The sequence below is a fragment of the Siminovitchia thermophila genome, assembly GCF_016909185.1.
Taxonomy (GTDB): Bacteria; Bacillota; Bacilli; order Bacillales; family Bacillaceae_C; genus Siminovitchia; species Siminovitchia thermophila.
Window position 1 is genome coordinate 1 of record NZ_JAFBFH010000029.1, and the last position, 15,805, is coordinate 15,805.

10 protein-coding genes and 1 pseudogene are annotated in these 15,805 nt (G+C 37.8%); 3 read left to right on the top strand and 8 right to left on the bottom strand.

Features of this window, described 5'->3' with window-relative positions; genetic code table 11:
- Positions 1–219, bottom strand: a pseudogene (locus tag JOC94_RS17015) (IS110 family transposase); the annotation flags it as partial.
- A 702-nt stretch (positions 220–921) separates the two neighbouring features.
- Between JOC94_RS17015 and JOC94_RS17020 the strand changes: the two are divergent.
- Positions 922–3,588 carry a DEAD/DEAH box helicase family protein gene (locus JOC94_RS17020; protein WP_205179940.1) on the top strand — a complete coding sequence of 889 codons (2,667 nt, stop codon included), beginning with the start codon at positions 922–924 and terminating at the stop codon, positions 3,586–3,588.
- 226 nt (positions 3,589–3,814) lie between these two features.
- Here the strand turns inward: JOC94_RS17020 and JOC94_RS17025 are convergent, their stop codons facing one another.
- From JOC94_RS17025 to JOC94_RS17040, 4 genes are read right to left on the bottom strand one after another with little or no spacing between them, the layout of a single operon-like run.
- Positions 3,815–5,485, bottom strand: coding sequence for a PH domain-containing protein (locus tag JOC94_RS17025; RefSeq protein ID WP_205179942.1), 1,671 nt, complete (start codon positions 5,483–5,485; stop codon positions 3,815–3,817).
- Positions 5,482–5,976 (bottom strand): PH domain-containing protein, encoded by a 495-nt coding sequence (locus JOC94_RS17030; RefSeq protein WP_205179951.1) that lies wholly within the window; start codon positions 5,974–5,976, stop codon positions 5,482–5,484. The genes JOC94_RS17025 and JOC94_RS17030 overlap by 4 nt, the downstream gene beginning before the upstream one ends.
- A gap of 21 nt (positions 5,977–5,997) precedes the next feature.
- A complete protein-coding gene (locus JOC94_RS17035) occupies positions 5,998–6,903 on the bottom strand; it encodes an ABC transporter ATP-binding protein (RefSeq protein WP_205179952.1) in 906 nt (301 codons plus the stop codon).
- Complete coding sequence (locus tag JOC94_RS17040; protein WP_077113998.1) at positions 6,904–7,593, bottom strand: ABC-2 transporter permease; 690 nt, start codon at positions 7,591–7,593, stop codon at positions 6,904–6,906.
- Between the two features lie 154 nt (positions 7,594–7,747).
- Between JOC94_RS17040 and JOC94_RS17045 the strand changes: the two genes are divergently transcribed.
- Both JOC94_RS17045 and JOC94_RS17050 read left to right on the top strand, forming a co-directional pair.
- Positions 7,748–8,464 carry a response regulator transcription factor gene (locus JOC94_RS17045; RefSeq protein ID WP_077113997.1) on the top strand — a complete coding sequence of 239 codons (717 nt, stop codon included), beginning with the start codon at positions 7,748–7,750 and terminating at the stop codon, positions 8,462–8,464.
- Entirely contained in the window at positions 8,451–10,190 is a 1,740-nt protein-coding gene (locus JOC94_RS17050; protein WP_205179953.1) for a sensor histidine kinase, read from the top strand. Before JOC94_RS17045 ends, JOC94_RS17050 begins: the two co-directional genes overlap by 14 nt.
- Before the next feature lie 1,409 nt (positions 10,191–11,599).
- Here the strand turns inward: JOC94_RS17050 and JOC94_RS17055 are convergent.
- The 3 genes from JOC94_RS17055 to JOC94_RS17065 are packed head-to-tail and all read right to left on the bottom strand — an operon-like array spanning position 11,600 to position 15,759.
- Positions 11,600–11,821, bottom strand: a complete 222-nt coding sequence (locus JOC94_RS17055) for a hypothetical protein (RefSeq protein ID WP_077113994.1) — start codon at positions 11,819–11,821, stop codon at positions 11,600–11,602.
- A gap of 13 nt (positions 11,822–11,834) precedes the next feature.
- Positions 11,835–14,003, bottom strand: a complete 2,169-nt coding sequence (locus tag JOC94_RS17060) for a Mur ligase family protein (RefSeq protein ID WP_077113993.1) — start codon at positions 14,001–14,003, stop codon at positions 11,835–11,837.
- Between the two features lie 16 nt (positions 14,004–14,019).
- Complete coding sequence (locus JOC94_RS17065; RefSeq protein ID WP_083717745.1) at positions 14,020–15,759, bottom strand: glycoside hydrolase family protein; 1,740 nt, start codon at positions 15,757–15,759, stop codon at positions 14,020–14,022.
- Positions 15,760–15,805 lie beyond the last annotated feature (46 nt).

Consider the following 15,805-nt stretch of genomic DNA (forward strand, 5'->3'; position numbering starts at 1 on the left):
TTGATTTTTTTGACAGAATGTTTCTAGCGTCTTAGAGTAAATTCCAGTAGATTCAAAGACAAGCATCAAATCTTCAGGAAGTGTATATATTTCATCCAAGAGTTCCTGAAAACCAGCTTGACTATGTATTACTTCACCTTCAGAAAGACACTGTTGATCGTCGTAAACAACCTTGTAGCTTTTCCCCATTGATACATCTAAAGCCATTACTGTTCCCATTTAACTACCTCTTTTCTCTCTTAGTGATGAAAGTTCTTCACTTATTCATTTCGATTCCAATTTCCTATACACGAGCTCAAGGCCCCAACATACTTAAACCTGATTCAAAAATGAAAGTGAAGAAGCCCGGTTTTTTATTCGGATTCGCAATCCTCGAGGCTACGGTCGGGCTTTCTCTCACTTCTCACTATATCTTAAAAAAGAAATAGTGGGTAAAATCATCCGTCGATGATCTTACCCACTAATCTTAGTATGTTTTCTATAAAAAGCCGTTTTTAACCGAAAATAAAATTGGTCATTTTCAGGTCATTATATAGACTGGAAAAATGTTTCATGTATTTCATCAAATCTTATAATCGTATGAATATAAATGAATCGCTTTGGGACATTTTTCATTCGAAGCGTGGGCAACCCTTAGTACAAATACTTTCATATGGTAAAAATTTCGCACGTGGAAGGTCCAGAAGAGCTGCATAACAAGATGCGAACAAGGGGGTCGATCAAATGAGGATAGGCATACCAAATTGTCGTTTTATTACAACGAGTATCTTTTTTATTGAGACGTTCCGAACCGCTTAAAATATATTGAAAACATTCGATCATTTGAGTTTAATGGAATATAGTAGTGTATAGATAAAGAAGATGCTGATAAGGTTTATCAAGAAAAATAGCTAGTAGATTACATGTAGGTTGGTGAAGCAAGTGAAGCAATTTCCTGAGGGGATCAAATTTTGTTATCCTTGGCGAAGTTATCAACGCGAGGTATTGGCACATTTGGATGCCCATTTAGAAAACAATCATTTGCATCTTGTCGCCCCGCCAGGTTCAGGAAAAACGGTACTTGGTTTAGAAGTCATGCTACGGTTAAACAAACCAACTCTTATTGTGTCGCCGACACTGGCGATACGAAACCAGTGGGTGGATCGTTTTACAGAGTTGTTCTTACAACAGTCAGAGCCACCTGATTGGATTTCAACGGACTTAAGGAACCCGGCGTTTGTGACGGTGACCACTTATCAAGGGCTACATGCTTTATTAGAAAGCAAAGTGAAAGAGGTAGACAGCGGCTCTGATGGAGATGATGTCGAACAAGAACAGAATGAATTTGATGTTTGCATGAAAGAAAAGGCGTTGGAAAAGTTGCTTCAGCAAAATTTCCAAACGTTGATTTTGGACGAAGCACATCATTTAAGGACAAGCTGGTGGGAAACAACAATAAGGTTCCGTAACCATTTGGATCAACCGACTGTAGTTGCGTTAACCGCAACCCCGCCCTACGATGTAAGCTCGGCGGAATGGGAAAAATATATGGAATTATGCGGACCGATCGATGAAGAAATTGATATTGCCGCATTAGTCAGAGAAGGGGATTTGTGTCCACACCAAGACTATGTCTGGATGTCTGTCCCGGTCCCGAAGGAAGCTGGCCCAATCCGTGCATTTCGCGATGAGGTACAAGAGTTCATTCAAGAGATCAAACAAAATAAAGACTTGATACGCTTGTTAGAAAATCATCCGTGGATTAAATCGGAAGAATATCTTGAAGAAAAGCTGGCGAAATATGGGTATTTCATTTCCATTCTTTTGTTTTTAAAAGAGGTGGGCAGCGACCGGTGGCAATGGCCTTTTCAACAAATGGATGAAAAACATGCTGATTTGCCGAAGTTTACTGTCGAGTGGATGGAAGAATTGCTTGGTGGGCTTCTCTATCGCGACCAACATGTGAATGTGAAAAATGAGCCGATCAAAAGCATCAGAAAGAAGTTATCAGGAATCGGAGCACTTGAACGAAAAAACGTTCGTCTAACAGCAAAGAAGACGATGCAACGAACTTTATTGCAGAGTGCTTCGAAGTTACAAAGTATAACGCATATCGTTTCACTTGAAAAGCAAGCACAAGGAGATGATCTCCGGCTTGTTGTGTTGGCGGACTACATTTATAAAAATGACTTGCCAATGGCAGAACAAGATATGAAAACACTCAATCGGATCGGTGTTATTCCAATCTTTGAAGTGTTAAGAAGGCAATTAAAAAATCGTTGCCGGCTTGGTGTTTTAACTGGCTCGATCGTCATCATCCCAACAAATGCAGTTCCTCATTTGCATTCATTCGGTTTGAATTTTTCAGTCCAGCCCTTACGGCATGATCCCGTGTACAGTGAAGTGATTGTTACTGGAGCATCCAGGCAAGAGATAGTCAAAGTCATAACGTCCATCTTTTCAGAAGGGCACATTGATACGCTGGTAGGAACAACAGCCTTGCTCGGAGAAGGCTGGGATGCGCCAAGCGTAAACACGCTCATTTTAGCTTCTTATGTCGGATCATTCATGTTAACCAATCAAATGAGAGGGAGAGCCATCCGGTCAGACAAGGATAATTCTCGAAAATGCGCAAATATTTGGCACTTGGTATGTGTCGATGTCAACACATTGGATGGAGGATATGACTACCTTTCATTATCAAGACGGTTTAAATCATTAAGCGGATTAGATGAGGAATTGCCGATTATTGTTTCAGGGATAGAGCGTCTCCGCCTTCCGTCTCCGCCATTCTCAGCCAAAACACCAGAGGACGTAAATCACCTCATGATGAAACGAGCTACAAATAAGGCAAACTTGTTTGAAAGGTGGCGGGAAGCAACAAATCTAGGGGAAAAGAAAAGAGAACAACTGGATGTAGGTAAGTCATTTGTACCAAGGCCATTTTTATTTGCGCATACATTTAAGTCACTGCTCATTATGACTGCCTCCATTATAATAGGCACAGTGTATTATGTTGCTGAAGGAAGCAGGTATAGAGGGTTTGATAGCCTTTTGCCCATGTTAACTTTTGCCCTTGTTGTGGGCGGGGTTGTTTCTGCACCTTTTTGGTGGAAGGCTATTCGGATTTTTGTTGGCAATTCATCGATAGAATCAAGTTTACAAACGGCAGGGCAGATCATTTATGATGTTTTAGTTGAGATTGGCAGTATCGAGACCCCGCTAAAGCGAAATAAAGTAGTAGTAGAGGAGTTATCAAATGGCATGGTCTGCTGTTCGCTTGAAAGGGGGACTCCCTACGAACAAAAGCTGTTTTTGCAATCTTTACAGCAGTTTCTTGATCCGATAGATAATCCGAGATATATTCTTCATCGGACATCCGGGAAAAAGTGGTATACCCGTCATGATTATCATGCGATCCCTGATGAAATCGGACGCAAAAAAGAATACGTTCAGCTTTTTGAAGATAAGTGGCAAAAGAAACTTGGACAGGCATATGCCATTTTCACAAGAAATGTGGAAGGGAGAAAGCTATTGTTAAAAGCCCGGGTTCAAGCGATGTCAGGGAAGTTTGTCAAACGGACTGAACGAAAAAGCATCTGGAAATAACCGTTGTCTTGAAGGTGATGAGGGCGTACGAAGTGTGAACTGCCGGCCATGGAACAGCCGCCCTTAGAAAGGGCGGTAGATACAATATCCCTCACTTGCTAGCAACAAAGTTGCTGGTACATTCAATATTCTAAACTAGCTATCCTAGTTTTTGTCTCGCTTTCTAGTCTCCTTCTTTTCAAGTTGGGCATGTGATGACTTTAATTCAAAGCAAGTTGTTTTAACTTTATTCAACTCTGATTTCCTTTTTCCGGTCTACATACCACTGGAAAAAGGAATTCGCCAGTTCAACTGGCACATCGTCCAAACCTGAATGATGTACGGGTTTTCCTCTGTTGATAGTCTCAATTGAAGCAAGACCCAGCATTTTTTGAATGAAGTTTCGTGTTGCCTTCACTTCTATGACCTTTTCTCGTTTTGAGATAAATAAAGAGGTGGTAAGCGCTCCTTTTTGAAATTGAATAAATTGGCCATTTATGACATAGCGGGTATGGAAAAAATCTAACGATCTTGCTATTAGAATACAAAGTAAGAGGGCGGCTGATACAATTATCCAAGCCTGTTCCAACCCCAAGATGGCCGGCTTGAAATAAAATAAAGCACCTGTCGCAATGAACCAGAACCAGCTTGGCCACAATATGCGCACCCAAAACGACTTTTTTGGCAGGCGAGTCATGTCTTCTGTGATCGTATAAGATGGCAGAATGTCCGATATCATCGCGTATGCTTTCTTTACCGGCAGAAAAGGATAGAGCGTATTGATTTCAAGCGATTCATCGCCTGAACTAAAACCGCCGGCACTTGTCAACTTCACTTCGGCGAGCCCGAGTAATCTTTTCAGTATCGATTGCTCCACTTCAATTGCTTGCACCTTTTCTTTTGAAATGGATAAGACCGCTTCATCAATGACGCCCTTCCTGATATAAATGTGATTTGCATCTGAAGATATTTCATAATTTCCATACTTTACATAGGTTCTCACGATTCCAAAGGCTATGGAAGTAATGACGAGTACAATCACAATGAGGGTCGCAACCCACCATGTGCTTGTGATCTTTTTCATCAGTTCCCCTGTTATATCTTCCAGATGAAAAACATCATTGACTTTGAAATAAAGTGAGCCAATCAAAGAGAAAAGAACTAAAAAGCTTAATGATGTAAACGATGCTTTTAAAATGTCTTCTTTCGTTGGTTGAAAATGAATCGTTCGACTCGGGTTTTGCTGCTTTATTTCAACCTTTGCATCATCGGATTCAGGGATCTGATCCGTCGCTTCCCTCTGCTCTGTATTTTGTATACGAGCTTCCATTTGATCGGCTTCCATTGTTGGCGAGTCCACTTCAAATTTTACAGTCGTATTCTCGCCCTCATTATCAAAATGACACGGGTTTTGCTGTTCCATTTGAACCTCTGAATGAGCAGATTGAGGAATCCGATCCGTCGCTTCCCTCTGCTCTGTTTTTTGTACACGAGCTTCCATTTGATCGGCTTCCATTGGCGAGATCACTTCGAACTTTACCGTCGCATTCTCGCCTTTCATCCCAGTTTCAAAATAAATGGAGGTCATATGAAAGATCTTATGGAAGAAGGAAGTATGGCGATTAATGTTTTGAATTTTAGAAAAAGGAATCGTTTGTTCAGATTTGTTGAACAGTCCTTTGTAAAGGTGAAACGACTTTTCGTCAAGTTTGTATTTGTGGGTGAACCATTCATAAATGATAGACAACAAAGACCACCCAACTACAATCAGGAAAACAATCCTTCCATACTTTATGAAGAGCGATTCCGAGCCAGCCTTCACCACATACAAAAAGAATGCGAAGAAAATGGCATTTTTTAATAATTTCGCTATATGAAAAAGCATTACGAGTGGAGAATAACGTTTCATTTTCATCATTGCTCCACTTCCTTAATTTTGGCGTATTGAGCAATTTGATTTCTCAATTCAACAGCTACATCTTTCGGCAGGGCAGGTATTGTGTGAGAAGATCCCATTGTTTCAACCGACACGGAGTACAGTCCATATTTTCTAAGAATCGGTCCTTGCTCGGTGGCGACCGATTGGATTTTAGTCATGGGGATCAGCTCATGCGTTTCATTGATTGCGCCTGATTTTAATTGCAGAAACTCTTCATTAACATCGTAACGCCAGTTTTTATAAAGAAAAAAGGGCTCAATCAATGACCAAATAAACGCGATGATCAATAGTACTGTTATTCCGATTAAAATCCACCCGATCCACTCTTTCCATGAAAAGCGATCATCAAGGTAAAATAAGATGCCCAAGATCGTGAATGCGATGATATTCCCAATCGCTTCAGTAATGATCCATACTTTAATTGCATCTTTTGATAAACGTTTCTTTGGTAAATCTAAGGAGTTATTCATAAAGTCACCGCCAATATACAACTATTCATCTAAAAATATTTCTTCGAGTGATGGTTCGTCCACTTCAACGCGGTAGATATCCACTTTATACTGATTAAAAGCCCGTATGATTTCAGCAATTTTTCTCTCATGATCAATCGTAATCGTTATAAATGATTCTTTTCTCTCCAAATCCGTCCCAACCGTTTGCAGCCATTGGTTTAGCGTCAACTCCTCTGTTTTAGGAATTGGAGAATGCTTAATTCTTACTGTAAGCGTTGAGCGATAGAATGACCTAAGCTCAGACATTGTTCCAATTTTAGCCACTTTGCCCTCTTTCATAATGGCGATTCTCGTGCAAATTTTCTCTACTTCGTCTAAATTATGGGATGTCATAAAGATTGTTTTTCCTTCTTTTTGTAAATGGCGAATTAGTTTATGAATATGAATAGCGGACTCTGCATCCAACCCGGAAGTGGGTTCATCAAGAAAAATTAACTCCGGATCGTGGATAATCGCTTGTGCAATGCCAAGCTTCTTTTTCATACCGAATGAAAATTTGGCAGTTTTCAACTGGGCGTGGTCCTCTAAACCTACTAAACGCAAGACTTCCAGACAACCGTGCTTTCCTGCGGGCTTTCCCGAGAGAGCGGACAAGAATTTTAAATGATCCAGCGCTGTTAATGAACCATAAAAAGTAGAGTAGTCGGGCATTACACCAATTCTTTTCTTAACTTGGTCATTTGGCCCCTTTACCCCTAAAAGTGAATAAGTGCCGGAGCTTGGTTGAATAATTCCCGTCAGCATATTGATAAAGGTAGACTTTCCGGCACCGTTCCGGCCAAGAAAACCAAATACTTCCCCTTTTTCTACAGTTAGATCAATACCTTTTACGACTTGAGTCGCTCCATAGACTTTCTGAAGCTGCTTCGTTTCAATGGCAAACAATTAACAATCCCTCCTTTTAAAAATCAGATTTGCGATCAAAAGCATCAAACCTGAAAATATGATGATCACTAATAAAGAAAAGTCCTCACGTTCCAAATAATAAAAAGGCATGATAAACTTCAACCAGCTGATCCATTCATTGGTTGTGAAGGAGATCCATAAACCAAAAACCGGAAAAGCAAGACCAATCATAATGCCAAGAAACATCGTAATGCCTGGTTTCGGGATGAGAACGGACAGTAAAAGGGTCAAGGCAATTTGGTAGAATAATAAACTCATGGTCTGAGAAAAAATAAAGAAATCAAATTGTTTTGCAAAGAAGCTAATAATCAAAAAAGAGATAGCCACACAAACAAACCAAAAGAGCGCAATGCCAAAAAATTTCCCATATAAAATGGATGATCTTGATGTCCTGCTAACTAAAAAGCGCATCGTTCGTTCATGGGTTTCCCTATTCATACAATCATGGGATAACCCCATGACAAATAATTGCCCAAATAAAAAAAGTAACGTTAACAGGCCAAGCGTGTGGATATGCTTCATCTCTTTGGGGGTAAACTCTATCATATTCGTTAATACGTTTGAAAATTTGGCTGAATAATAGGCGGTCAATAATAAAACGCAAATGATTAAAATGGATTTAATGCTTTTAAACATGTTGAAAAACTCTCGCTTACCGATGACATACATATGTTGCTTCCCCTTTCTTGTTTACGAAAGCTATTATAAGTTGCCTACATTAATTTAGCCGAAACACTACCTTAATTCTCCCTTAATTATTCGCAACTTTGGTTTTTTGGATGATATGATACTCATATAAATTAACGACGATTAGGTGATCTTGATGCAAGAAGCACATATATTAATTGTAGATGATGAAAAAGCCATTTTACAGATGTTAGAGACGATTTTAAAAAGAGAGGCGTTCAAACATATCGATACAGCCGCTACAGCCGAGGACGCGCTTGCACTTTGTAAAACAAAACGATATGACTTGATTTTGTTGGATGTGATGCTCCCCAACCGGAGCGGTTTTGATATTTGTCCCATGATCAGGGAAACCACCGATGCTCCTATTTTCTTTTTAACTGCCAGATCTTCCGATTTGGATAAGCTCTCCGGTTTTGCCTTGGGAGCGGATGACTATATTACAAAACCCTTCAATCCCCTGGAAGTTGTCGCGAGGATCAAAGCGCATTTGCGCAGGAAAATGGTCCATATGACACCAACTTCACAAACAACTTATCAATATGGAAACATCCATGTAAATACACTTTCCGGCGAAGTAAAAGTAAATGGTAAAATGGTGGATTTGCCTGCTCAAGTGTACCAACTGCTGCTCTTCTTCTGTAAACATCCAAATCAACTATTTAGCAAAAGCCAACTGTATGAGCAGGTATGGGGCGGGGATTTTCTAGGCGAGGATAATACGATTATGGTTCATATAAGAAAGCTGCGTGAAAAAATCGAGGAAAACCCAAGCAAACCGAGTCACATTATAACAGTTAGAGGCCTCGGGTATAAATTTGTTCCCGATGGTGACAAACATGAACATTCATAAACGTTTTATCGTACAGTTTTTCATCCAAATCATCCTGGCTTTCTTTTTGTTATCTCTTATTTTAATAATCATGTGGGCCATTATTGGCTTTTCCATCATGAATTCGGATGTTGCAAAAGATTTGTCAAAAGCAGACGAGTTGTTTTTTATTGATAAGATTTCAATCAAAGATGAAAAGGTCACATTCGATAAAAAACTAAAACAAATGGTGAAAAATCAGAATGGCCAACTGATCGTTCTAACGGAGAAAGGTGCTGTGATCGGCTCTTACAATACTGCTGAAAAAGTATCCGCTCATATAAATGAGAGTGAAGTTGCTTCATTGATTTTGGGAACTCCCGCGGAATACTCATATTGGAAATTAGAAGAAGGGTATAAACGGCCGTATATCCTATTATTTGGTAAAAAAAATTCCGGCACAGACATAGTAAATGAGATAAAGCCAGAGATTGATTGGAAAAATCATCAGCTTAACCTTTCAGATAGGGCTTATCAAAAAATCAATGAAGAAAACGGCTGGGTCCAATTGATCGATGCAACAGGACAAGTAGTAGATGAATATGGTACGAAGAAACAGCCGACTAAGTACTCCAATCAAGATCTCATGACATTATCACAAGATCAGTATCATGTAACGACCGCTTATTTTGATGAGGAGACCGAGCAATCCATAATTGTGGGGACGTATAAAGCAGATTCAAACTCTAGCTTAGAAGAAGGTATTTATAAAACAGTTAGTCATAGTCTTTTTATCATCTTTATCTTATTGATCCTTTCTCTTTTCATAGGGACATTTTGGTATGCGCGTAAATTCGGAGTTCCCTTAATTATGATGATGAAATGGATTAAGAACCTGGGTGAAGGAGTATACGAACAGCCACAAGATATCCATCAACGTCCTATCTTGTTAAATAAAAAAGGAAAACTGAAAAAGAAATACCGATTATATAAGGATTTCATTACCACACTTGTTCAATTAACAAAAACCTTAAAGCAAAACGAATCGGAGCGGCAGAAAATGACGCAAATAAGGGAAGAATGGATAACGGGTATTTCCCATGATTTAAAAACGCCGCTTGCTTCTATAACAGGTTATTCACAAATGCTGGAATCTGAAAATTATTCGTGGAGTGAAAAGGAAACAAGAGAGTTTGCCAAAGTGATTTCCGAGAAGTCTGTTTATATGATGCAATTACTTGAGGACTTAACGTTAACCTATCGTTTGAAAAATCAAGCCTTGCCGATTGTCAAAGAAAAAGTTGATCTCAACGAATTTATACGTCGGACCATTATACATTTTATTAATGAAACGGCTCATAACGAAATACAATTCGATTTCCATCCTTATCATGAAATCATTTATGCCTATATTGACCAAAAGTGGTTTCAACGGATTCTCGATAATTTAATCGCAAATGCTATTAAATATAATCCACCAGGCACTACCATCACAGTATCCACCTCTTTGATAGAACAACATTTGATCATTATCAAAATGGAAGATAACGGGATAGGGATGGATAGTGAAACCCTTGATAAATTGTTCCAGCGTTACTATCGAGGCACGAACACAAGCGACTCCGGCAGTGGAACGGGCCTTGGGATGGCTATTACGAAACAATTGGTACAGCTTCATAATGGGTCCATTCGAGTGAAAAGCACTCCGAATAAGGGTACTCAAATTCGATTGATCCTGCCAGCCCGTGCGGAGGAAGATGATGAATAGCATGTAAAAACCAATAAACCGCGTAAAATCAAATTTGATTTTACGCGGTGCTATTTTTCATGGTTTGTACGAATATTGATTCGTTTTCAGCCTATTTCCCACCTTCTTTATATCCTCAAAATGATGGATTTGGCTGTAAACATACTTAACTTAGTTTTGTGGTTAAATCTTTCATAGAACATAAAGCATAAATGGACTTCTGGCTTCTCTAATGATGTGAATGTTAATCTTTATTATTGTATATTCAGCTTTAAACCAAAACCATAATAAACAGAAACCAATTGGAAGTAAGATAACAATTTTAAGCCATTGTTGATCTAAGTACTTACTCCAAAGTCTGGGAAGAAGACTGGTGGCAATAAAAGCAAACGCGAACAACCCAATGATAATGATCAATCTTTTTTTGACAGAGTTTGTTTAAAAGAAATAAAATTTTTAAATATTACATAATATTTGTAATAATGATATTATAAGGAAAAAGGAGGGATGTAAGTGAAGGAAGGTGTTTTTTAAATACCTGGTATTGGTACAATTTTATTCGGTGATAAATGTTTATATTTACGACAAAGCAGTAAAAGCATTTGATAAAATTCCAGGGCCAAGGTGCAGGATTTAATGAAAAAAGAAAAACATTCGAAATATTCAAGGGGTACCAAACTAATTATATGGATCATGTTAGTCTTATCGGTATCAATGCTTGTTTTTTTTATCAATAATATCGTGAACGATTTATATTATCAACCGGTCAATTACACGAGTGCATTGGGGCTAGCTTTAGGAGTATTCCTATGTATATATGCACTATTCGCCCTTAAATCAAAAAAGTAATTTACCTAATTATTTATAGGAGCTGACCGAAAAGTAATATATCAGCTTGAAAATGAAAAGAGCCAAACATAGAAGAGAGCGGTCGTGGTAGCATGACTGTACTTCCTCATTCAGGAGTTACATAACCATGACCGCTAACAACGTCAAGGATAGCGGGTTATAAGCATGATTCCCCAGTGTTTCAAACATGGCAACTAATCACTAATGTTGCATACAATTATCTAGACACGTCAAAAAAGGTCCATAGGGATCTTTCTTTGTAGTAGATTTGGACAGACAATTACCTTTCCGTCTATTATGTAGCTATTTATATTATTTGGTAAAAGGGTTAGGCTTATCAATCATTTGGCGATGGAGCTTTTCGCCCCCCGCAAGGTCAGTATACAAAAAAACTAACTACTACAAGATATTTGCTTTTATTCCTAAATGGCATCGGATGCTGAACTTGCGGTTATGATTATACTCTGAAAATTGAGCTACTAGAAAACGTTCCAGGGAACTGTTCTTTTGGTTAATCACCAATTCTTTCAAGTTTCCCATTTCTTATTTCCCGTTTGCTAAAATCCGGGCAAGGACCTTTCCTAAAATAAACCATAAACAAGTTGTATGAGCTTAGTAATTATAACGACAATGAAAGCGCCTGTCACGAAAACTTGAAATGGCGACTGAAATGAAGATTTTTTCCCTGATTGTTCAGGCTGGTCATCTGGTAATTCACCAGTCTCCAAGTACTGTAATAACTCTTCTTCTATTTCTTCGTTTATTTTTTCTAAGTCCTCGCTCTTAGCATTTATTTTATCCAATCGAATCAGCCCTTTAGCTTTTCATTCGTGTCAATTCCATGCTAAAAGTCAAGTTGCGTTTCAGGTCTTCAACACTGGTCATTCCGCTGCCACAATATAATACATCCTCAATAAAAAGGATACAATGTGATCGAAGGGTTCCAAATGCGATTCCTCTCATATTCATTCCATTACAGTTCATGATGATGGGTAACTCTGATTGATATTGCTTCAGTGCTTTTCCAACTTTTATTAAGTCACTTAATTGAAATGATTGCTGTTCTTTCACACGATACCGTCCTGTCAAATTAAGAGCGGCTGACGGCGTAATGTCCAGCATTTCTACCAACTTCGTAATCTCTTTCATTGCCTTGTTTCTGTTAGAAAAATATAAATGGGCCAGTTCAAAAACAGCGCTCGGATGTTGGGTTAGCATCACTTCTTCTGCTAATTCACGATGTGTGAATGTCTGACCAAAATGAAAAGGTTTTTGATTGATACTTACCCCTTCATTTGTGGGCCACCTGTTCAAACGACTCACTTTCTGGTCTTGGATTCCCATCTGAAAGAGTAGCAGTAATAAGATGATCGGACCTATTCCTTCAATCGATTTGGTTTGGAGATATCCTTTATGAAAAATTTCTTTGTTTTCTTTTAAATCGTATCCAACAATGCCCCACATAGGTTGAATATGATCAACTAATACCTGTGGTTGTGGTGTAATGTCCTTTATTTCTTTAGTCGAACGTTTAATCTGTGCAGGGAGATAATGGCTCGTTTTTCTAAAGTCACTGCCGGATACAGAACCTTTTAAAAGAATGAATGAATCGTCAGAACAATAATAGGGAATACGAGTTGATAGTTCTAGCGCATTGTTAAACCACCCACCTACCATGTTTGCAGGTAGTTTTTTAATCACATCCCTCATGTATTTTCCATGGCCAAAGACATAGTCGGCATCCGATTGAAGAATATAAGGAACTAATTTATCATGCAGGTATTCACTTTGATCACCGAGGTCGGCTACTTGCCCTAAAACTAAAATCTTCTTCCCTTTGTAAAAAAACTGTTTTTCCTTAAATGTTTTTATCGCATTGATCATGGATGGAATTGCGGCATTATGCGAATCATCAATAATGTCTATTCTTCTTTGGTCCTTTGAGTTAAGCCGTTTTAATTCCATCACTCTGTCGAGTGATTTAAAATCATATACTTTTCTTGCCATTGAATCAATATCATATCCTAATTCTGCCAGGCAGAGGAGCGCCCCTAACGTGTTCATCATGATGCCATCACTCGGCATGATCATATCAAACGTATAAGCCGTTTTTTTATATTGAAAAATGACCGTTGTTTTATATTTTTCATAGATCCGTTTTTTAAGAAATAAATCAGCGGATTTATCTATCAAACTATATGTTTTAATCCGATTCGTTCTTTTTTTGGCCTGTTCATATAAAATCCTAAACTCTTCTTTGCCAATATCCTTATTGATGATTGCTAAACCACCTGTTGTTAAACCATCGAATATTCTCGCCTTAAATGTAGCTACATTCATGGTTGAATGCAATGTGGAAAGATGCGCTTCTCCAATAGAAGTAACCATACACACATCAGGTCTTATTGTTAAGGCTTGATTTCCACGATTATTGAGCGCATTTAATGATATTTCTACAATCCCCATATCAGGATTACGACATAATTTCGCGCCATATAACGGAACACCTGTTTGTGTATTATGATTTCCGCGGGTTGCAACAACATTACTAATTTCTTTTAGAAGGTGTTCCAGTATTAAGCGAGTAGAACTCTTTCCCACGGAACCAGTAATCCCGATAACCGGATTTTTCATTTTATTTCTAGCTTGTTTTGCTAAAATTTGCATAGACTTGATACTATTCTTTACAATAATCTGGGCTACAAACGGGGCCAGTTCTTTAATCGGCTCTTCCGTAATGATTAAATCACAGTTTTTATAGTATTCTAAAATGCGAACATTACCATCTATCCACGGTAATTCTTTCTTATGAAATTGATTCCATCTTTCTCTTGAAATAGAAATAAAGCAATTACCTGATACCCCTTTCTGAAGCTGGGCAGGGTCAAATTCGAAATCAATGATTGGTGAACTTTGTTCCAATTCATTGAAGAAGTAACCATCTAATATGTCTGCTATTTCTTGATAAGTAAAACCTGCTGCCATTTCTTACCCTCATTTCCTATTCATCTTCCTGTGAATCTGAAATCGTTAGATTATAATCTATTAAATCCGGAATAAAATAATGAAAAAATTGACAGTATCCTGATAAATAGTGTTCAACATCATCGATTCTTACACGGAAAGAATGATGACGAATAAAAAAACCATGCAAGATTAATCCAGGATTTTTCATATACATGGCTAACTCGGGATAGAAAAATCCAACACGTTGGTATTCGGCGCGGCGCTTGATCGTTTGCACTAAATACGTTTCATCAATTAATTTGAGTAAGTAATCTTTTTGTAGTTCTTTTATTTTACCTACCATTTTATAAACAGCCATTGTCAATTCGAGAAAAGTAGGATAAGTTGTCTCACGATGATAGATAAAATTCAACCGATGATTGCAGTTTTTTAATCCGAAAATAAAGTATTTATCCTTTGGCTCGTAAATCGTTAATTCATTTGCTGCATAACTTAACCAGTGATCATGGTATTTCCAATAATCATATTTAATAAAATAATCGAATGTCTTCTTTACTTCTTCTAACCAGTAATCATTTTTATCAATCGCATATAAACGCAACAGTGAAAAAATGGCTTCGCCTTCATAATAGATAATTCGATTTAGTGCTTTTACACGAAAAGTGGGGTATGTCAATACATGAATGAATCCTTCATCAGGAAGCTTCATATGAATAATGCCTCGAGCTAATGCTTGGGCGACTTCTACATATTTGTCACTTTGTGCAACCTCCATATATTTCGTCATAGCCAAGATGGCTGTAGCATTAGAGCCCAGTTTTATTTCATTTTCATTCGAATAATCCACAACAAAAGCTGTCTGTTCCTCGGCATCCTCCTTATAAACAATCGCTTCTTTTATCAAGTAATTCAGCCCACGTTCAATGGCTTCCAATATCTTCGGTTCTTGCAAAATTTCATATCCTTCTGCCAGCGCATAAAGAGAGCTAGAATGCCGCAAAATATTATATGTTCCTATTTTCTTAGCAAATGCGGAGAAATAGCCGTATTCGAACTGACCGTTATCTTTCATTTGATTCATTAGAAATAATGTCGATTTATTTATAAGTTGTTTTGTTTCTTTTTTAATATTCGTTACTTTTCTGATGCCATTTGTTAGCTCGCCATTATATAATTCGTGAATTTCATCATCAAGTTTATTTTTAAAAGTAGCTGTTGTTTTAAAAAGATAGACGTCTTTATTTATGTATAGTTTTTTTATAAAAGGAAATCGTAATCCTTCATTATATTTCAAATAATGATTGATATTTACTTCATCTAAGGATAAGGGCTGTTTGTTAGTACTCCTAATCATCGCATTACCGTTAATTTCTTGTTCTAAAAAAGCTAAACGAAACTCTGAATCAAAAGAAATCCCCCAACGAAAATAATTTTTACGCGCTTTTTTAACCTTTTCTTCTAAAACTTCAAAAGGTACTTTTTTAACTTCTGATACGATATCCACTTTTAACCATTGTGGATCGACACCACTTTTCTGAACAAGTTGAATGGCCTTTCGTTTTATTTTTTGGAATGCTTTATGAAAACTTGTATCCATTGCTTTTAGAACTCGTGAACGAATGTGCTGATTTCCTATTGACAAGAAGAGAATGTAAAACTCATCATTATGAATGTAAACACTTTGGATATTTTCATTGGCCATTTGCTTGTTAAAATATACTTCATACTGATCCATTGCTTGGTTGATATATGTAAGATTTGAGATCTGTCCCATTATCTTTTCCTTCCCTTTATAAATGAGTCAGCCTACATTTCAAGTG